At 44.0% G+C, this 20,948-nt stretch carries 13 protein-coding genes and 2 pseudogenes; 11 read left to right on the forward strand and 4 right to left on the reverse strand.

The genetic code is table 11. The features are described 5' to 3' along the window. Positions 1-282: 282 nt before the first annotated feature. A pseudogene (locus LPKJCM_RS02760) lies at positions 283-2,814 on the forward strand (ATP-binding cassette domain-containing protein). A gap of 136 nt (positions 2,815-2,950) precedes the next feature. Next, positions 2,951-4,462, forward strand: a complete 1,512-nt coding sequence (gene xylB / locus LPKJCM_RS02765; RefSeq protein ID WP_057961413.1) for a xylulokinase — start codon at positions 2,951-2,953, stop codon at positions 4,460-4,462. A 74-nt stretch (positions 4,463-4,536) separates the two neighbouring features. Here xylB and LPKJCM_RS02770 read toward each other — a convergent pair whose 3' ends face one another. Together LPKJCM_RS02770 and LPKJCM_RS02775 are read right to left on the reverse strand one after the other, a co-directional pair. Continuing rightward, positions 4,537-5,937 carry an amino acid permease gene (locus LPKJCM_RS02770; protein ID WP_057961412.1) on the reverse strand — a complete coding sequence of 467 codons (1,401 nt, stop codon included), beginning with the start codon at positions 5,935-5,937 and terminating at the stop codon, positions 4,537-4,539. Between the two features lie 204 nt (positions 5,938-6,141). Then, positions 6,142-6,588, reverse strand: a complete 447-nt coding sequence (locus LPKJCM_RS02775; protein ID WP_057961411.1) for an Lrp/AsnC family transcriptional regulator — start codon at positions 6,586-6,588, stop codon at positions 6,142-6,144. Between the two features lie 154 nt (positions 6,589-6,742). On the opposite strand from LPKJCM_RS02775, the gene LPKJCM_RS02780 reads away from it, so the two are divergent. From LPKJCM_RS02780 to LPKJCM_RS02825, 9 genes and pseudogenes are all read left to right on the forward strand, one after another. Beyond that, a complete protein-coding gene (locus tag LPKJCM_RS02780; protein ID WP_057961410.1) occupies positions 6,743-7,969 on the forward strand; it encodes an MFS transporter in 1,227 nt (408 codons plus the stop codon). A gap of 155 nt (positions 7,970-8,124) precedes the next feature. Continuing rightward, complete coding sequence (locus tag LPKJCM_RS02785) at positions 8,125-10,083, forward strand: DUF5776 domain-containing protein (protein WP_057961409.1); 1,959 nt, start codon at positions 8,125-8,127, stop codon at positions 10,081-10,083. Between the two features lie 426 nt (positions 10,084-10,509). Beyond that, the gene (locus LPKJCM_RS02790; protein WP_057961408.1) at positions 10,510-11,109 is read left to right on the forward strand and encodes an IS607 family transposase; all 600 of its coding nucleotides are present in this window, start codon (positions 10,510-10,512) and stop codon (positions 11,107-11,109) included. Continuing rightward, entirely contained in the window at positions 11,084-12,265 is a 1,182-nt protein-coding gene (locus tag LPKJCM_RS02795; RefSeq protein WP_057961417.1) for an RNA-guided endonuclease InsQ/TnpB family protein, read from the forward strand. Before LPKJCM_RS02790 ends, LPKJCM_RS02795 begins: the two co-directional genes overlap by 26 nt. 155 nt (positions 12,266-12,420) lie before the next feature. Next, positions 12,421-13,728, forward strand: coding sequence for a hypothetical protein (locus LPKJCM_RS02800; protein WP_057961407.1), 1,308 nt, complete (start codon positions 12,421-12,423; stop codon positions 13,726-13,728). Between the two features lie 724 nt (positions 13,729-14,452). Next, positions 14,453-15,277: an aldo/keto reductase gene (locus tag LPKJCM_RS02810; protein WP_057961405.1), complete on the forward strand. Its 825-nt coding sequence runs from the start codon at positions 14,453-14,455 to the stop codon at positions 15,275-15,277. Positions 15,278-15,369: 92 nt separating this feature from the next. Beyond that, a complete protein-coding gene (locus tag LPKJCM_RS02815) occupies positions 15,370-16,011 on the forward strand; it encodes an SDR family oxidoreductase (protein WP_057961404.1) in 642 nt (213 codons plus the stop codon). A 663-nt stretch (positions 16,012-16,674) separates the two neighbouring features. After that, positions 16,675-17,382: a hypothetical protein gene (locus LPKJCM_RS02820; RefSeq protein WP_057961403.1), complete on the forward strand. Its 708-nt coding sequence runs from the start codon at positions 16,675-16,677 to the stop codon at positions 17,380-17,382. A 630-nt stretch (positions 17,383-18,012) separates the two neighbouring features. Further along, positions 18,013-19,348 (forward strand): annotated as a pseudogene (locus tag LPKJCM_RS02825) (MFS transporter). Between the two features lie 67 nt (positions 19,349-19,415). On the opposite strand, the gene LPKJCM_RS02830 reads toward LPKJCM_RS02825, so the two are convergent. Together LPKJCM_RS02830 and LPKJCM_RS02835 are read right to left on the reverse strand one after the other, a co-directional pair. Beyond that, positions 19,416-20,222, reverse strand: coding sequence for a CAP domain-containing protein (locus tag LPKJCM_RS02830; protein WP_057961402.1), 807 nt, complete (start codon positions 20,220-20,222; stop codon positions 19,416-19,418). A gap of 101 nt (positions 20,223-20,323) precedes the next feature. Further along, positions 20,324-20,935, reverse strand: coding sequence for a TMEM175 family protein (locus LPKJCM_RS02835; RefSeq protein ID WP_057961401.1), 612 nt, complete (start codon positions 20,933-20,935; stop codon positions 20,324-20,326). Positions 20,936-20,948: the final 13 nt, after the last annotated feature.

Genomic DNA, 20,948 nt, shown 5'->3' on the forward strand with positions numbered 1-20,948 from the left:
AATTGGTCTAGCGCGACGAACATCGCTAACATTGCAAGTTTCTAACCAGTGAATTTTTGTACTTCACTGGGCTGGGGGAAGTATACTCTCCTCACAATTAGAACTATCAATATTTTACGTATCACCTACTTGACTTCTGACCACAAGTCTTGAAAAGCTTTTAATGTCACCTCAAGAATACCACGGAAACGTTTTCAGCTGTCCGATTATGATCATAATCCAGAAGTTGCTTCATTGTGCGTTACAATTAAATCAACACTATTTTTGGAAAGAAGTCATTATATGCCAGCAAACAAGCTTCCCGATCACATTGAGGTGGTTGGCGGAAAAGTGAACAATTTGAAGAATATTAACGTCAATATTCCGTTACATAAATTTGTCGCCATCTCAGGCTTATCGGGTTCCGGTAAATCATCATTAGCGATGGGTATTTTGTATTCAGAAGGGGCCCGGCGTTACCTGGATTCTCTTGCCACGTACACCCGGCGACGGATTAGCCAGGTTGGACGCGCCAACGTGGATTCTGTGACCCACATTCCCTCGGCGTTGGCATTACGACAGCGGCCAACGGTTCCTGGTGCCAGATCAACTGTTGGGACCATGACCGAAATTTTCAACGTGTTGCGGTTAATGTATTCGCGTTTGGGGTCACCAAAGTGTCCCACCGGTCACCAAGTCCCGCCAACCATTAAGATTGCTGAAGCGATGGACGTCATGGGTGACCAAATGGGCGTGATTACCTGTCCAACCTGTGGGGTGAAATTTCACGCGTTTGGTGCGGAAGACTTTGCTTTTAACTCCGATGGTGCTTGTCCGCAATGTGAGGGCTTGGGCATTACTAAGTAGCTTGACCCGAATCAGTTGATTGGCGATGAGTCCAAAACCATTCGGGACGGCGCGGTGGCTGCTTGGCGGATCCCTGGACGGAACTTCATGCCAATTGTTGCCCAGGCAGCTGGTGTTCGAATTGATGTTCCTTATAACCAGTTGACCGATCATGAGAAGGAAATGGTCCTCCATGGGGAACAAAAGCACTATGCCATTGATATTCCCAGTAAAAACGGCCGTGTCTTTCACATGGATAATGCCCTTTACGAGAACGCTTATAATGCCGTCGAAGATAGTATGAGTACCACCAAAAGTGAAATTGCGCTTAAGCGGCTCAATCGATTTTACCGGTTCTTCACTTGCCCGATGTGCCATGGTACGCGAATGAACCCCAACCGGTTAAGTCAATTAATTGATGGGTTAAACATCGCTCAGGCCAGTCAGCTGCCGATTGGGAAATTGCCGGCCTTTGTTAAGCGAATCAAGAAATGGCTTCCTGATAATATGCAGAAGTTGGCCAATAATTTGACCACTGAATTGTTGAATCAAACCCAGCCGTTACTTGATCTTGGCTTGGATTATTTAACCATGGACCGGGCGGGGGCTTCCCTATCGACCGGTGAGCTTCAGAGAATCCAACTGGGTCGGACATTGCGAACACAAACGACAGGTGTTCTCTATGTTTTGGATGAGCCATCGGTTGGACTGCACCCCGATAATGTGTCCGGCTTGATCAAAATTTTTCACCAGCTTGTCGATCAGGGCAATTCCCTGGTGGTGGTTGATCACGAAACATCCATCATTAATGCGGCAGATTATATCATTGAAATTGGACCTGGGTCCGGCGTCAACGGCGGGCAGGTCATTGATCAAGGGTCCCCAGCCCAAATTCGCCAGAGTAAACAGTCATTGATTGGGCCATTTTTAACTGGGAAAGCGCAATTAATCACGCGTCAGGTTTCTGCCGGCGATGTATTTGCCAAAGGGGCGGTAAGGTTGACAATTAATCGCCGCTTTAATTTGAAACACGTCACCGCTGATTTTCCGGTCAATCGATTGATTGCGGTCACCGGCTTTTCAGGAGCGGGTAAAACAACGCTGGTGCTTGACGGTCTTTTAGATGCTTTTGAAGCTCAGCTACACCATCGTTCGCTGCCAACCTATATTGATCAATTCAATCCTGGTAAGATAAAACACATTGTCAGCGTTGATGCGACACCTGTCGGTAAGAACGCCCGCTCAACTGTAGCCACCTATACCAATATCATGGACAATCTTCGTAAAAAGTTTGCCCAGCTGCCCGAGGCCAAGCAACATCACTATACGCCGAGTTATTTTTCCTACAATAATAAACAGGGCGCCTGCCCAACTTGTGGTGGCACCGGTGAGATTTCCCTTGATATCCAATACTTGCCGGACATGGTCGAGACTTGCCCAACCTGTCAGGGTAAACGGTTCAATCAGGCTATTTTGAAGATTAAGTGGCAGGGGATGTCGATTGCGGATGTCTTGGAGGATGATGTTGATCATGCAATCAGCCTTTTTCAAGACGACGAGTCAATTTTAAAAACTCTTCAGGTCTTGCAGCAAATGGGGTTAGGATACCTGCACCTCGGTGAGGCGACCCCTAGTCTGTCTGGTGGTGAGGCTCAGCGTCTGAAACTGACTTCTCATATGAAGAGCCGGCAAAATGATACCCTGTTTATCTTTGATGAACCAACCGTGGGACTTCATCCACTTGATGTACACGTGCTGCTCAAAGTTTTCTCACAGTTGATTGACCAAGGGGCCACCGTTTTGATGATTACTCATGACTTAGACTTAATGGCGAATGGCGATTACTTGATTGATATGGGACCGCGTGGCGGCGATCAGGGTGGCAGGATTGTTGCTAAAGGGCGACCACAGGATTTAATTAAGTTGCCACAAAGTCTGACAACCAAGTATTTGGCAAAACATTTTCAGAATTTTGATCCGCAGCATTAAAAGTTATGAGATGGTGGAATATGCACTGAAATGATGGAGCGAAACTAAACGATCATCAGAAATAGTGGTAAACGTTATATCAGGTAGAATATTAGGTGAAATTGATTGTTCATTCATTATTTTAGGAGGAACCAATATGACTGATTGTGTATTAGGAATCGATCTTGGAACCAGCGCCGTTAAGGTAACGGCCGTCACCGCGAAAGGCGAGATTCTTGCTCAAGAGGGGATGGATTTTCCACTAAGTCATCCCCGGCCTGGATACGCTGGACAAGATCCCGAAGACTGGGTAAGCGCAACAACGATTTCGATTGTTCGATTGATTCTAAAGGACAAGCTTGTTCCTGACCAAATTATTGGTGTGAGCTACTCTGGCCAAATGCATGGATTGGTTTTATTAGATTCCAACAATCAAGTACTGAGACCGGCCATGTTATGGAATGACACGCGTGCCACTCAACAGCGAGACGAGATTATGGCTGCCATGGGTAATCGATTTATTGAAATTACTCATAATGCACCCCTTGAAGGCGTCGTCTTACCCAAATTATTGTGGGTAAAAGAGAATCAACCGGAAATTTTTCGCCAAGCCAAGACTTTCATACTGCCAAAGGACTACCTTCGATTTAAGATGACTGGCAGACTTGCACTTGATTATTCCGACGCGACTGGGACAGTAATGGTCGATATGGACCATCAGGAATGGAGTAATGAGATTCTCAATGCGTTTGGCATACCTGAAGAAATGTGCCCTCAACTCGTTCACTCAACGTCAGAAACGGGCAATATTTCTGCTTGGTACTCAGAATATTCCGGTTTATCGACTGCTACCAGAACATTTGCTGGTGGTGCCGATAATGCCTGTGGTGCGATTGGTGCCGGGATCGACCGCGCAACGAAGGTTCTTTCCAGTATCGGAACTTCCGGCGTCGTTCTGAAGTATGAGCCGAATAGGCACACTAATTATGATGGCGTCCTTCAGTTTGAAGACCATGCTGTTTCTGATGCCTACTACTCAATGGGCGTTACGTTAGCTGCTGGGTATTCCTTAAGCCGGTTTAAAAAGATATTTGCAGACAAAGAGGATTTTGCTGAGGTTGTAAAAAGTGCCGGCAAATCCGCAGTCGGTGCCAATGGTTTGCTGTTTGCACCATACATTGTCGGCGAGCGGGCACCATATCCGGATGCTGATATTCGGGGTAGTTTTATTGGAATAGACGGCAGTCATCAGCGAGCTGATTTTGTTCGGGCAGTTCTTGAAGGAATTGTCTTTTCATTTAGGGATATTTTCGATATCTATGAACGTCACGGAAATCGCTTTGACACAGTTGTTTCAATCGGTGGGGGTGCAAAAAGTCCACTTTGGCAGCAGATTCAAGCGGACATCTTTAACGTTAAAGTTGTTTCATTAACTAACGAACAGGGGCCCGGACTTGGTGCGGCGATGCTGGCAGCAGTGGGTGTTGGTTGGTTCAAAGATATTCAAGAGTGCACCAAGCAATTCGTAAGGTTTAGAGATGTTTATTTACCCCAGCCGCAAAATGTAAAAAAGTATCAACAACTTTATCATATCTATCGAAAAATTTATCCGAGCACTAAAGAAATCACTCATGAATTAATGGACTATCGGCGAATGCAGTATCAATAATAGTCAACCAAACAGCCTGCCAAGCCATCTTAAGATGGTCTAGCAGGCTGTTTGATTTATTATGATCGGAGAAGCTAATTATTTTCAGCATCAGCTGGTTCCAAGCTGCGTTGATGCAGATAGGTGACCCCACCAAAGACAACCGTCCAGATGATGGCACCAACAGCACCGATAATATCCTCTGGAATAAAGAACAGCGTCACGAAGATAATTGCAAAGAAAGCAATCGTCAGTGGACTGGTGAGGTTGTACCAAGGCATCTTGAAACCATCGGGTAAGAAGTCACTTGATTCACGGTATTTCCGGTGCGCGATCATTGCCAGCGCATAGACTAAAATGTACATGTCGTTAGAGGATCCGGCAACGATGGTGAAGACCGATGCAGTGGCATTTGTCAGACTCATCAATGGTGTGATGAGTAGGCAAATCGCAGAAAAGGTGATTGCGGCAGCCGGGACACCATTCTTTGAAATCTTGGCAAAGTGGCGGTTCATAAAACTATCCGTTGGGGTTTCGGTTGCCAACTGGTAGAAATGCCGGCCAGCTGAAAAGATGAAACTATTAAGTGATGAAGAGGCAGACGTTAAGACAACAAAATTAATGATTGCCGCTGCGGCTGGAAAACCGGCCAGTTTGAATACTTGAACAAAGGGACTGCTGGCGGCGTTTAAATGGGTCCAAGGGATGATGCCCATAATCACGATTAGCGCACCAAAGTAGAAGATTAAAATTTTTAATAACGTTTCATTGACGGCTTTTTTGATAATCCGATGCGGAGTTTCTGCTTCGCCGATGGTAATGCTGACAAATTCGATTCCCTGAAAGGCAAAGAAGACCATTGGAAAGGCGGAGATGAAGCTCATTGCACCGTGCGGGAACATTGAGAAGTTCTGGAAAATGTTTTGAATAGAAGCGTGGCCAAGCGGTGTTGTTGAATGACTGAACATCATAAAGACGCCGGTAGCAATTAAGGCAATAATGGCAATAATTTTGATGAGGGCAAACCAGAATTCCGCTTCGCCAAAGACTTTGGCAGCGATCAGGTTGACGGCGGCTAGTGTGCCTAAGAATACTAATTGAATGAGCCAAGATGGAATGTTGGGGAACCAGAACTGAACGTATGTAGAGATAGCGGTAATTTCAGCCATGGCGCAAAACGACAGCCCCAGCCAATAGGTCCAGCCGGTAAAGTGGCCGACCACTGGCCCCAAATAGCGGGTGATGAATGCAACAAATGTATGTTGTGATGGATCTGAATAAAGCATTTCACCAAGGGCCCGCATCATTAAGAAGAAAAAGATCCCTAACACTAAATAAACTAATAAAATGGATGGACCAGTCTTGCTAATTGTGGTCCCAGAACCTAGGAATAGCCCGGTTCCGATTGTGCCTCCGATAGCGATCATCTGAACGTTGCGGTTGCTCAAAGAGCGGCGGGTGCCGTCTGCGTTTTCGGTTACTTCTGTTTTTTGCATGAATAAACTTCCTCTCTGTTGGTAATGATGAATCAAATTAGAGGCCTCTAATTAATTTGTCATTATACTAACACTGCGGTGTCTAAATCGAGTGTTTTAGAGAGAAGGTTTTCAGATAATTTTGTGATTTTGATTATTTTTTCATGAAAATAAGGTAGAAATATCGATTTGCCTATGAAAACAAAAGATTATTTCAATGAGGGGTTATTGATCATCCTCAGGGAGTTGTAGCGGCCGGGGGCCAATGTTGGTTGTGAAGGCAACGTTGGTATGACTGTAGCCAAAGTCTTTGAGGGAGGCGTTAAATTGATTTAATTCAGTCATTGTTTTGTAGAAGACTTTTAGCTGAACTGAGGCGTCACCAGTGATGTAGTTGCATTCAACAACGTTGGGAATTTTAGAAATGAAGTCGACAAACCGTGGCATTTCCGTATAACTAACATCGATTCGGACGAACGCCTTGATGAGGTAGCCTAATTTCTCATAATTGACGTTGGCGGTGTAGCCATTAATAAAGCCGTGATTTTCAAGATTCTGCAGCCGAACGGACGCCGATGGAGCAGAGATAAAGCATTTCTCAGCAATGCTCTTAATCGATGTACGACCGTCTTCTTGGATGATATTTAAAATTTTCCGATCTAACTTGTCCATTCGAATTCTCCCCTAGAAATCTTTTCGTACATTATACCATTGTGGACTGACTGAAAATGAAATGAGTCTTTGATTATAATTGCCACATACAACAATAATCGCTATAATGAATTTTGTATCTAAAATTCGAATTTAGTAAGGATCTTGAAAAATCATGACAAACTCTGCAACACCACAATGGAAGAAAAACATGTGGGCACTTTGGTTCGGCAACTTTGCCACCGGTGCCGGAGCCAGCATGTCAATGCCATTTCTGCCGCTATTTATTAATACAATGGGGAACTTTCCGAAGTGGGAGTTGACGTTATACGCCGGGCTCGCATTTTCCGGCGTCTTTCTCAGTCAAGCCATCGTTTCACCCATGTGGGGAAATTTGGCTGATAAGACCGGTCGAAAACCGATGCTGCTGCGGGCAGCCATTGGGATGACGATTAGTGCCACCTTAACAGGATTGTCATCCAACGTTTGGTTTCTAATCATTATTCGATTCATTCAGGGAACTTTCTCTGGCTACATTAATAACGCTTACGCCTTGATTGCCAGTGAGGTGCCGACTGAAGACAGCGGGAAGACGATGGGGACTTTGACCACCGGAAATGTTGGTGGTCAATTGATCGGGCCGATCATTGGCGGTTACCTATCAGGTGTTTTTGGCTATCGGCTGCCGTTTTATATGTTCGGATTCATGATGTTTCTGGCTTCACTGTCCACTTGGTTCTTCGTCAAAGAAGACTTCACGCCAGTTAAGAAGGGTGCCAAGACTGGCATTAGGGATGCATTTAAGGGCATCGTTCACAAACGAGTGGTTTGGGCGATGATTATTTCATCAATGCTGGTCATGGCGGCAACAACGTCAATCAACCCAATTATTAGTTTGTTTGTTAAAGAGTTAATGCACAGTCACGGCAACATTGCCTTTACCAGTGGGGTGATCGCAGCTTTACCAGGAATTGCGACTATCTTTGCGGCGTCTTATCTGGGACGGTTAGGTGATCACATTGGACCAGAAAAGATTCTCCTGGCCGGATTGATCTTTTCTGCGGTCGTGTTCTTCCCGATGTTCTTTGTAACCACCGTTTTGATGTTAGGGGTGTTACGGTTCCTGATTGGAATTGCCAACGCGGCCCTGCTGCCGATTACCCAAACGGTGATGACACTGGAGACACCGTCACGATCGGTCAGCCGAATCTTTAGTTATAATCAGTCATTTCAAGCAATGGGTGCTGTAGTTGGTCCGATGCTGGCATCTGGGGTAGCTGGGATTTTGGATTATCGGTATGTATTTTTGATGACAACTTTGATTGTGATTGTGAATATTATTGTCGTTGTGGTTGCTTATAAAAAAGATCATGTGAGCGTGATTGACGTTTCTAATTCATAAATGAGTCCGCATCTCCTTGTGGGGGATGCTTTTTTTATGGAATCAATCACGAAATGGGCATAATCGGAAGGCTTTTGATATAATTGAATTGTAAATTATGCCAGTTGCGATTTGTTATATGAGGAGGGGTTTACATGATTAAAAGGTCAATTTGATTGGTTGGTATCTCCGTTTTGATGTTGTTGGCAGCGATGATTGGATTGAGATTTGGAAGCGTGCATGTGAGTGCCGATGCGATTATTTATAATGGGTCCGCGCCACGGTACACAACGCCAGCAACTTATGATTATCAACCTGGCTTGCAAAGGGGTGCTTATATTGCCATTAACGGTGAGCCATCCAACTATGGCGGCACCAGTCGCCAGACGTTAATTGATGCTAGAAAATGGAATGCAGCTGGCCGTCCAGATATTAGTGCTCACCTGTATTTGAAGAACAACAATCCGATTGGGGGTGAATCAATTTCATTAGGGCAGTTGTTACGTTTCCCAAAGGATTTTAACTCGGCTGCTCCATTTGTTCCTGATGGTGATTCAATTAATATTGCCAAGTTAACAGGGGATACTAATGGGATCAGCGTACAAAATGCATATTGGCCCAGTAACCTTCAAGTGGTTGGTAGACTGGCACCACAAAAATCCGTTGATGTTTCAGTACCACTGAAGTATGATGGGTCCGCCCCAATCACAACCGGGCAGTATTTTCAAGTTTGCGAAAATAACTGGCAGTGGAACGGAAATCAGGCAAACTATGATGGCACGTCAATCTATTTTCGTTTTGGCGTTCCAATGGACGAAAAGACATACCCCGATTTCATGAATGGGCAGTATCTCGTCACTTATAAAGATAAGGACGGATATTATCGTCAAGCAACAGATGTTCAAACATTGATGCCCCAATTTGACCTTGCCAACGATATTGAAATTGATAATGTGGACAAAGGTTTTGGAACAAATGATGGGAATACACTATACACCAATGCAACTTATCGGGTTCTAGGTGATAAGCAAACCGCCGCTAATGGACAGAAGTTTTGGGATATGCTTCAAACCAGAGGTTATGCACCAGTTTGGCGGAATAATCAATTGCTGACCTTTGAATCATTTACGGCGGGATATCCGGGTGCATCGAACCCCAGTAACCCAGATTACTTCAAGTATATGAAAGATATTTTGTCCCACAACGGCATCGGCGGCATTAACTGGCAGGTCGTAAAAGTTCTGGTCGCTGATAATGCCACCGTTAATCGTGGAGCAAAGTGGAATCCGCTTGACCACGTCACCTTGTATGATCCAAAACAGGAAAATAATAGTTCGGCCGCAGAAATTCCAGTCACCAAGGATAACGTTAAGGTAACCTCTGATAATGGCCATATCAATGCGGACGGGACCTTGGACACTCGGACGCCAGGTGTCTACAACGTCACTTACACGTACCAGGCGGTCTACTCGGATTCAGTTAAGCGGACGATTAGTAAGACCATCCAAGTAACCGTTCCTGGAAACGCCAATAACGGTGGCGGTTCATCTTCAAACGGCTCCTCAGGTAATAACGGGTCAAACGCCGGCAATGGGAACAGTTCTTGGAATCCGTCCACACCGACCAAGGGTGATGGTACTGGGCTGCCAAACTATGCCGCTATCAAGGGCTCTGCCGTCTATGCGACCAAAAAGATTTACCTATATAAGCATGCGACCTTCAAGAAATCACAAAGAACTGCTGTGTATCCAAAAGCCAAACGGACGCAGCGACCAATGTTTGTCGTGATCGGTCATGATCGTTCCAATGGCGGTGCCTTGAGGTATAAAGTTCGCGATGTTAATCACGGAAAGAAGACTGCCGGTAAAGTTGGTTACATTACTGCTAATCGGAAATACGTTGTGAATGTGTATTACAAAGCATCCAAGAAGAATCAGACTGTTACAGTGATCAATAAAAATGGGGTTCACGTTTATAAGACTAAAGATCTAACTGGCAAAGTTAAAACATATAAAAAGGGTGCTCATTTCAAAGCGAAACGTCTGGTTCGCCACAACCTGACCACCCGTTATGAATTAAAGAATGGCAACTACGTGACTGCCAATAAGAAATTGGTTATTCAGGGGAACTATTAATCAATCCTTTTGTATGATCTCAAGTAAGATGGTGCGATAAAAGAATTAGCGGCTCAGCTGTACTTTATCGTTTCAAATCTTACCTTGTTGAAGCGTGGGAAATAAAGCAGTTTCCAGAATATAAGCGCTTTATTTCCCACTGATTGAAATGTGCTCCACAAACCAGCTTTTTCCGCTTTATCCAATAATGGCGTTTAATGCAAAACCAGCATTAAACGCCATTATTAAATAAATGCTCGAAAACTGCCCAGTTTGTTCCGCACTCAGGTTCCTTTGCACGAGACAGCTATCACATTTACCCTGAAAATGGTAATATTTACTTAATGCAATGGAATCAATGGAAAATAATGAGGAGTGTGAAAACTATTATTGACAATATGCTCGAAAGTGTTCCGATGTGATATAATGTATACGAGGTGAGTATACATGAAACCAAAAGAACTGGCTGAACGGTTAGGGGTGTCGGTTAAAACCCTGCAAAAATGGGATCGTCAAGGAAAACTCCCCGCTAAGCGCACCGTCACGAATCGTCGGTACTACACTGAAACTGATTATTTAAAAGCAATTGGCAAACCCACAGCCAACCGTCAAAATGTTATTTATGCCCGGGTATCAACTGCCGCCCAAAAAGATGATTTACAGGATCAAGTCGAATTCCTGCGACAATATGTCAATGCAAAAGGAATCATCGTTGATCAAGTCATCACCGATATTGGCAGCGGTATGAATTATAAACGCAAAAAGTGGAACCGACTGCTTGATGAGGTCATGCAATCGGAAATTAATCAGATCTATATTGCCTACCCAGACCGATTTATCAGATTTGGCTTTGATTGGTTCCAGCAACTTTGTGCAAAATTCGGCACGGAAATCGTGGTGGTCAATAATGAGCAACTTTCCCCCGAAGCGGAAGTTGTTCAAGACTTAATTTCAATTATTCAGGTGTTTTCCAGTCGGGTATCCGAACTGCGAAAATACAAAAAGAAAGTGAGTGATGATCATGACCTTGATCACTTACAAAATTGAGATTAAACCGACCAGGAAGCAAGCATATCTAATTGATCGTCACTTGGGAGTTAGTCGCTGGGCTTACAATTTCTTCTTAGAAATGAATCAGCAACGGTACCAAGACGGTTATTGGTATATGGGAGCTTATGAGTTCTCGAAGTGGTTTAACAATGAATATTTACCCGCCAATCCCGATGACTTGTGGATCAAAGATTATTACGCTAAATCAACTAAACAGGCATTCATTGATGCCGATACGGCAATGAAGCGTTTCTTTAAGCAACAAAGCGGGTATCCCAAATGGCGATCCTATAAACGTCATCAAGGATCGTATTATTTTGTGAAAAACGGTGCCAAACAAGTCATTGCTTGTGAACGTCACCGAATTAAACTCCCGAAACTTGGTTGGGTTCGGTTCAAGGAGTATGGGTACCTTCCAACGGATACTAAATATTATGTGATTAAGTCCGGCAGGATCAAAGAGCAAGCGGGACGCTATTACCTAACGTGTTTAGTTGAACAACCCGAACAGCTTCATGAACTATTGTTAGGTGTCCCAATTGGGGTTGATCTCGGGTTAAAGAATTTTGCCGTTTCAGATAATGGCATCATTTACTCCAACCGAAATAAGGATTATCAAGTTAAACGTATTCGGAAACAATTAAGACGAACGCAAAGAAAGTTGTCCCGTCAGTATGTTGCATATAAAGCTCGCAAAATGAAAGAAGGGGAATCTGCTACTGATCTTAACCTAGCCAAAACAGAGCGGAAAGTGCAACGCCTGTATCAACGACTACACAACATTCAAGCCGATTATCAAAATCAAATTGTCGCTAACTTGGTGAGAACCAAACCGAATTGGGTGTCAATTGAGGATTTGAATGTTAAAGGTATGATTAAGAATCGCCATTTAGCTAAAGCTGTTAACCAACAGGGATTCTACACATTCAGAACCAAATTAGTCAATAAGTGCCAACAATTAGGAATCCCCGTTCACCTGGTCAATCGCTTTGAACCCACGTCTAAGATTTGCCATCAATGTGGGTATAAAAAAGTCGACTTATCGCTGGGTGAGCGCATTTATAAATGCCCGAATTGTGGCAATGTGGTTGATCGCGATATTAATGCCGCGTTGAATATTAGAGATACTGACAACTTTGTTTTAGCCTACTAACCAGGCAACAAAGGATGTACCGGTGGCTAGCCGGGAATTTACGCTTGTGGACTATCATATCAACCATAGTAGAGTACTTGTGTCGAGGTGGGATAGGATGAAGCAAGAAAAATCTGGATATACATTCAGGTATATTTTCAGTAGCAGTGAATCACATGATTTTAAATCTGCAAAAATCATTATCGTTTGGGCTTGCGACTATCGCCGCTGTTGCAACCATCGCGCTGGCAACCAACCATGTTTCAGCCAAATCATACGCCAGGATCACATCCAATCAAGTTTTGCGAACGGCACCACAGAACCGCAATGTGACCACCAACGGAACAAATGCTTTATATACCAAGGCGGGCACCGTCCGTGGTGCTCGAATCATTGCCTTTAAATACACACTCCAAAGATATGGTACGTCAAAAGAGTCAAGCCAGTATTTCCGTGCCTATCGGGTTGCCACGACTAATCGTGGTGCGGTGTATTATAAGGTGGTATCGTTTAATGGCATCTACCGTGGTTGGGTTTACGGTGGTCGAACATCAGGTACCTTTGCCGGCGGCCTGAATCCTGCCAACACCATGGCTAACACCAACTTGCCACTACAAAAGACGGGATACACATTAACCAATTCCCAAAAGTATACGCTCTGGGTGGATCCCAAATGGTCACAGTACAAGGCCAAACAAGTTGATATGAGCAGCTACAGCCCTAATGATACGTTTACAATTACGGATGCAGCTGTGAAGACTCGAGAGCAGTATACCTACTACAAAGTGGTCGATGATAAAAACTCAGCAATTGTTGGCTGGGTCTATTCAGGGGGGCTTGCTGCGCCAAATTCGCAAGCAGCCACTAAAGATAACAGCGTTAAGATCAACTATGTCAATCCTGACGGTCAATCCGTCGGGTCATATACGTGGGTCATTCAAAAAGCTGATTTAAAGGCTGGGGCAACGATGAACAATGGCGATAAGCTAGGTGATATTTTGCAAAATGGCACTCAGCTGACCGATGTGGTTACTAAAAATGTTCCCACCGGATTCAAGCTCAGCACTACCCAAAGTCCAACCAATCAACCTGAGAATGTCACAGTGGGATCAGATGATTATTTGATTTATGTGGATCCGGTTAAAGCTAACTTCGTATCACCAGTCGCCTACTATTTGACTAACACCGGCCAGCAGATTAGTCCGGCCCAACTGTCGGGAAATACGTATCCGATTTTGACAGATGCCCAAATGACGATTTTCTCGAGTCAAACTCAGGGAATAGTGCCGGCAAAAGTCTTCGACAATGCACTGTTCTCAGATCCCAATAAGCTGTCTGCACTAACCGGTGTCTCAGTGACAAATGCCGATGGGACGGTTACGACACCCACCTATTACTTTAATAAACAAGCAACGATCGCTGCTAATTCAGCTGCTAGGTATGGTGATACCTTGAAGCTGTATTATACGTTGCCGCAGAGATAAACAAACTAAAATGGTGCTCAAAGTTAACTTTGAACGCCATTTTAGTTTGTAAACCCATAAAAGTTGTTAAGTAACAAACAAATATAGGATATTTGTAGAAGATTAACTAGACTAAAGAAGCAGATATTTTGGTATTTCCACGTGTGATAAGTTAGATACAACATCCACGGAATTGAGCAGATTTCAGGAACTGAAATTAATGCAATACTGACAACAGAGAAGTGGCTAACATCGGTTGCAAGAATTCCTATAATTATCAACCCAACTAATATAAATGTTATCCAGACCTCAAGTGAGCTATCAATTTGGGTGTTGATAAATTTTCTATAGGCCGGCCTCCAAATTACCAAGTAGTTCATTAATAGCAATAGGAAAATGTTCCACGCAAAATTAAAAATGAGCGTTTTAGTGCCCGCAAATGATCCAGAAGGGACGGTGCGGTTGAATACTCGGTAAAAGGTTAGGCTGTTAATTAGAATCACAAGGAGGGGACTGGCAAGAAAAAATGTCCAATTCAGAATGATGGTTAACAAATGGCTGTTCTTCATATATATCACCTTTGGTTTAGAATAAATCAAAATTCGATATTCTTCAATGCTGGACTGAATCCGTTATTGATATTAACTACCCAACTATTTGGTTGGATTTTAAAGCACTTCGCTTACTTTTTCCGTCCAATTAGCCCATAATATAATTACTCGCAAAAGCAAAGGAGGCATTTTCAATGTCGATTCTAACTGATACCTATGAACTTCATAATGGCATTCAAATCCCCAAGGTGGGCTTTGGCACCTGGCAGATTCCCGGGGGTAAAGACACGTACGACGCTGTCAGCATGGCGCTTCAAGCCGGGTACCGACATATTGATACTGCCAAGGCGTATCGCAATGAAAAGAGTGTTGGTGAGGCAATCCTTGATTCCAACGTGGACCGGGAGAACGTCTTTGTGACCTCTAAGCTACCCGCTGCCACTAAATCGTATGACGGCGCGATTGCCGACTTTCGGTCAACTATGAAGGCCTTGAACCTCTCGTATTTGGATTTATATTTGATTCACGCTCCCTGGCCATGGGGTGAACGGGGATCCACCAACTATGACGCTGCCAATGTCGAAGTCTGGAAGGCAATGCAGGATATTTATGCCAGCGGTGAGGTTAAGGCAATTGGGGTGTCAAACTTTAATGATCACGATCTACAGAATATTCTGGATCATGCGGATGTTAAGCCCATGGTCGATCAGATCCGCTACTTTGTTGGTTACACCGAACCCCAGACAACCAAATTCGCTAAGGATAACGGTATCTTGGTGGAGGCTTATTCACCGTTAGCCACCGGCGGTATCTTGGAGAACCTGGATATTAAAAAAATAGCTGACAAGTATGGCGTAAGTGTTGCTCAGTTGGCACTGCGGTTTGTCCTTCAAAACGGCGTGCTCCCATTGCCAAAGGCAACTCATGAAGCTCATATTGCCGATAACACTAAATTAGATTTTGAAATCAGTGAGGCCGATATGGATATTTTGAATCACCTGACTTCAACTGATATTTAAACATTATGCGGATTGCCAAGCATTGGCGACCCGTTTTTTTGTTATTTTTGTTACAGTGGAGATAGCTACTAATGAAAAGGGGTATCTGTGTAATGGCAAATGTATTAATTTTAGGGGCTAACGGCAAGATCGCTCAGTTGGCTGAACAGCAGCTTTTGAGTGAAACCAAGCATCATTTAACGTTATTCTTGAGAAATGCCAGCCGATTGAAAGTGACTGACCCGAGCCGTGAAACGGTGATTGAAGGCGATGCGACCAACCAACAAGCACTCATAAAGGCACTTGATGGAATCGACATTGTCTATGCTAACTTGAGTGGTAAAAACATTGAAGATCAAGCCAAGGCAGTTGTGGGTGCCATCGATCGGACGAACATCCAACGCCTCATTTGGATCTCAACTTTGGGAATCTATGATGAAGTTCCAGGAAAGTTTGGTCAATGGAACCATCAGCAATTAGACGGCGGATATCTGCAGACCTACGCGGAGGCCGCAAAAGTCATTGAAGGTTCTGATTTGGATTACACCATCATCCGCCCAGCTTGGCTGTCGAATAAAGATATTGTCAGCTACGAAACCACACAAAAGGGTGAACCGTTTAAGGGCACCGAGGTTTCTCGAAAGAGTATTGCCGATTTTGTAGTTAAATTGATTAACGATCCAAGCCAAGAAATTGATCATTCGGTTGGGGTTAACCAGCCCAATACGGACGGGGATAGGCCGAGTTGGTATTAGTGAAGCAGAGCGCGACGGGCCCAGAACATAAGCGAAAGTTTCCAATGATGAACGTTTTTTTGTTCATCGTTGGAAGCTTTTGTTTATGTGGCCGGGCCCTGGGTCGTCGGAGCGTATTTTCAAGACAGAAGGGAACTCAAAATGGCATAACAAACGCGCCCGCGACGAGACCCAGTTAGGGTCCACCAAGTAGGCTAGGCCGTTTTCATACGGCCGTCGGAGCGTTTCAAAGCCGAAGGGAACTCAAAAGAATCTAACAAGCGTGCTTTCAAGGCAGAAGGCAGCTCAAAAGAGCATAACAAACGCACCAGAGCGCGAACAAGCTGGCTTGAGGAACACGTTTCAACCAGTAAAACGTAAAAGAGGTCGAGACATAACTGACAAATGGTTATGCCCCGGCCTCTTTTACGTGCAAATTTTGCGTTTTGATAAAAAGGTTTGCGATTTTGTTAAGGAAAGTGCGGTTTTGTGTCTTGGTTTCCGATTTTAAGTTGCGTTTAAGATGACGACGATAATCTAGTGACATTCAATAACGAAGGGAGCGATGCCAATGTCACATCAACCGTTCAAACGCAGGTGAATCATCAAGCACCATTTTAGCAAACATTTCAACTTAACAAAATCGAGTCAATCAAAAATAAAACTAAAAAGGAGATCATCAATATGAACTTAAAAACAATCTTATACGCAACCGGTGCCGCAATGGGAATCTTCGCAACCAGCGCAACAGCAGGGACAACTGCAAACGCAGCTGTCAGCCCAACACCACAATCTCAACAAGCCAACAAGACAAATACTGGCAATCAAACAGCTAATTCCAGTAAGAATCAGCAAACCAGCCAATCAAAGTCTAACACCGACAAAGCTGCTAAAGACAGTGCCGCAGCTAAAGGAGCAGATCAGAGCAAAGCTGCAACGACTACCCCGGCGAAGACGCAAACCACAGCTGGCAACAAAGCCACAACCCCAGCAAAGACCACTACAAACAACAATCAGCAGTCTAACAATTCTACCCCTAGCAAAGCAGCCGATAAAGCGGCCACAACAAGCACCACTTTTGATCGGCGGGCCCCAAGATTGACCGGCTCAGCCTACAAGAGTGAGAATGCCGGTTATAAGCCAACCGTTCAAAATACACATGCCAGCAAGAATGTGACTGTCAAATATTCAATCAACACCTATGAATCTGATGGTTCAGCCAGCTCCAAGCCGTTCCAAATCAAGATTTATAAGGATGGTAGCCTCTATAAGACAATCAACGCATCTTCAGGTACCGCAACCGGGTCATTCAGCGCTCCTAAGGGCACCTTTACCCTGCGCGTCTACACAAGCCAATCAACTCATTACACTGGCGGTTTATCAGTCGAATAAAAAAATCAAATTAATTTTCGCCATTTAAGCTTCGTTTAAGTTGGCTGAGGTAATCTATAGACAATCAAATAAGAGAGGAGGCAAACACCAAGCAAGCACATCAAACCAAGCCCCTAATATGATTTTTAATTCAGCTCTTAGATAACTGTCTATGCGAAAGGAAGGATTTACTGTACATGTCGAAACAAACTCATTCAAAACCCAAGTTTAAATACGCAAGTTACGGTTCCAACCAGCATCAAAGATTTGTGGTCTGGAGCTGCTACTAAAACCTTGTACCGAGTTAATTTAAGACCGTGCGCTGAAACTCACTAATCCATTGAAAGGACTGATGCCATGGAGAATAAGCGGACTCACAAATGTACCACAAAATATAATATTCACCCCTCAAATAATTACTAAGAAATACCCAACAAGATTGACAAGATTCTTAACTTCATGAAATACCCCTCAATATGAAATGAACAAGAATTACCCCTCAATATGAAATATAAAATTCCCTTAGAAAGTCCTGTATGCGAGCAGGGCTTTCTTTTTTTGATTTTTTACAAGCAATTAATTGTGACGAGCAGGGAAGTTGCGTACAATTAATTTGGATGTTTTCATTTAACCCAATTGGTGGTGAAAAAATTGGAATCAACGACTAAATGGTCGACTCGCTGGCCGGAGCGAATTAGTTATGGACTAAGTGATGCCGCCGATAATTTAATTTTCCAGATGATGACGACTTACCTGCTGTTCTTTTATACGGATGTGTATGGGCTGACACCAAGTGTCGTGGCCATTCTGTTTGTGGTTGCCAGGGTGGCTGATGTGGTAGAGAGCTTTGTTATTGGGGTGATGATCGACCATACGCACTCACGATTTGGAAAAAGCCGGCCGTTTTTCCTCTGGTATTCGGTTCCCTATGTCGTCTTTGCGATATTAACCTTTGTGACGCCCAACTTTTCTGCCGGCGGGAAGCTCGTTTGGGCGTATGTCACCTACCTTGGTTTGGGGTTCTTGTACACGGCGGTTAATTTACCGATTACCTCAATTTTGCCGACAATGTCTCAAAATACCCAGGAATTGACGCTGCTGGGTGTTATTCGGCAGTTCTTTGGTAGTTTTCTTTGGTAGTTCTGTTCAGATCGTTGTGGCCGTGTTCACGCTGCCGTTGGTTTGGCTGTTTGGTCATGGTGACCAGCAGAAAGGCTTTCTGGGGACGATCATTGTTTTCGGCGTCATCTCGTTATTTTTGATTCTAAACACGTTTATCCATGTCCGCGAACGGTTTTCGAATCCGCATATTGCCCACCAGCCATTCAAAGTGGTTCTGTCCATGCTGAGGCATAATCAGCCATGGATTGTCATGTCAATTGTCATTTTTATGTATTGGCTGGTGACGGCGATTAAAAATCAGACCACCATTTATTATTTCAAATACACCTTAGGTAATGAGGGACTGGTTCCTTTGGCGAACGGCTTTACATTGGCTGCCTTAACTGGGGTTTTGATGATTATTCGATTGACTGACCATCAAAGCAAGAAGCGGACCATGCTTCATGGAATCCTCATTGCACTTTTCGGTCAGGCAGTTATTGCAGCCGGGGTGTACGGAAAGTGGCTCTACCTTTTATTTGCCGGTGTCTTCATCAATTCAATCGGTAATGGGATTATTATTGGTTTGGTTTCGATTATGATTGCCGACACAATTCGTTACGGTGCCAGCATGGGTATCCAAGCAGAAGGCATCTTGGCCTCAACTGATGACTTTGGCGTTAACTTTGGCCTGGGGATCGGCGGATTGATTACGGCTGGTTTGTTTCATTTATCCGGATACGTGGCCAACCATTCCCAGAACGCCGCAACTTTGACGATGATCAATTGGAATTACGTTTGGATTCCGTTGATAATTTATGCGGGGATGTATTTTGTTTTGAGATTATATGATGAGAAACGGATATTGGATGCAGTAGAAAAGTGAAAGAGCCCGTTAGAAACGACCTTAATCAGTTTCTAACGGGCTCTTTTAAAATTCTGCGATAACTTGTTTATTCTTTAGCGCCAGCCATTTCAAACAATTGAGCCATCTTGGCTGAACCATCGGCGTGGAAGCTGAAAGCGACTTCGCTATAAGTTGCCCAGTTGTTTAATTCCGTGTCGCGGTGTTCAGCATCACAAGTTAATAATTCATGACTGGCGGTTTGAGCAGTTTTTTTATAAGAAACGTAACCATTTGGGTTATAAACAATCGTTGCGCCCTGGCCAGAATTATAAGTTGAGATTCCATACGAGGTGAAATAGGTTGGCAGAACAGCCATGACTTCAGCGTAGCCGCTGTTAAAAGCGTTGTACGATTGGCCATTTGGCCGAATATGGCTGAGCTTGGTCCAGAGTTCTTTGGATCGGACAACGGTTTTTGCTTTAAGTGACTGGTTGTGCTTGAATGCCTTTAGTCCTTTGGTTAGTCGATAGGCATTAATCTGTTTAAGATATTGTGTGTCCACTTTGCGCGCCAACGTTGATTCTTTTATGTACTTCACGGTTAATGTTGTTGGCATACTAGCGTAGGTGTAATTCTGTTGAATTTTGTGGGGCACATAACCCTTGATGGTCTTGACGTAACCCGATTGAGTGCTTGGATAACTATTTGTCGTATAGGTGTAACTATTTCCAAAAGCATTGATGCCGTTCACACTTCGCGTATAGGTGATTGGCGACCGCAGTTGTTGTCCGGTAGTCGAGACATAATTGACGGTCATCGTCTTGGCAGCTGATGCGTTGGGTGACAGCAATCCCGCTCCCAACAAGCCAATTGCCAGACTCAGAATGTTGATCAATTTATTTCTTAACTTCATTGAGATTCCCCCCCGTCCAGAAATGAAATTATTAAGAATTTCTTAAGCGTTTGCAAATTCATTATAGCAAATTATTTCGGCGGGGTTCATCAAAATTCAAATTATTTTTGGGTCTTACGGCTTTGTATCCGGTTGATCGCACGTGCCACTTGAGTGACGGCAGTTCTCAGCGCCAAGCCAATCCAAATGACAATTAAAAAATACTTTGGGGTGAAGTAAGCAAAAATTAAATAGATGATACTGACCCCCAGCATAACTTGAGCAGAACGATATTCCTCTCGGTCGTGGGCGGACATGTGCATGCCATCTTCTTCACCAATTTCGACGACTTCATGGAACATGATTGCTTGGGTAAAGTTCACCAGAATAATGATAATTGAGTAGGCCATTGACGGCAGCCGCTGCATAAAGGCATCGTTTAACCAGCCAGTCGCAAAGGGGGTCAGGCTGATGAAGACCAGATAGTAAATATTGGTAATCGTTAAAAGCGGGGTTGTCCGTTTGATGCCGCTTAGTAATTCCTGATGATAAACCCAGTATTCAGAGACGATGCCAAAACTAATAAAGTAGATCAATAAGTGCTTGATTAATTCAATCATTGGCCCCCGCGCCATGCTGATGGGTGATTTGATGTCCAATACCATAATTGTCAAAACAACGGCAAAAACGCCGTCCGAGATCCCGATTAGACGTGACTTTGAATAATGAAACATTGCGTTCATTTCC

This window comes from Lentilactobacillus parakefiri (assembly GCF_002157585.1).
GTDB lineage: Bacteria > Bacillota > Bacilli > Lactobacillales > Lactobacillaceae > Lentilactobacillus > Lentilactobacillus parakefiri.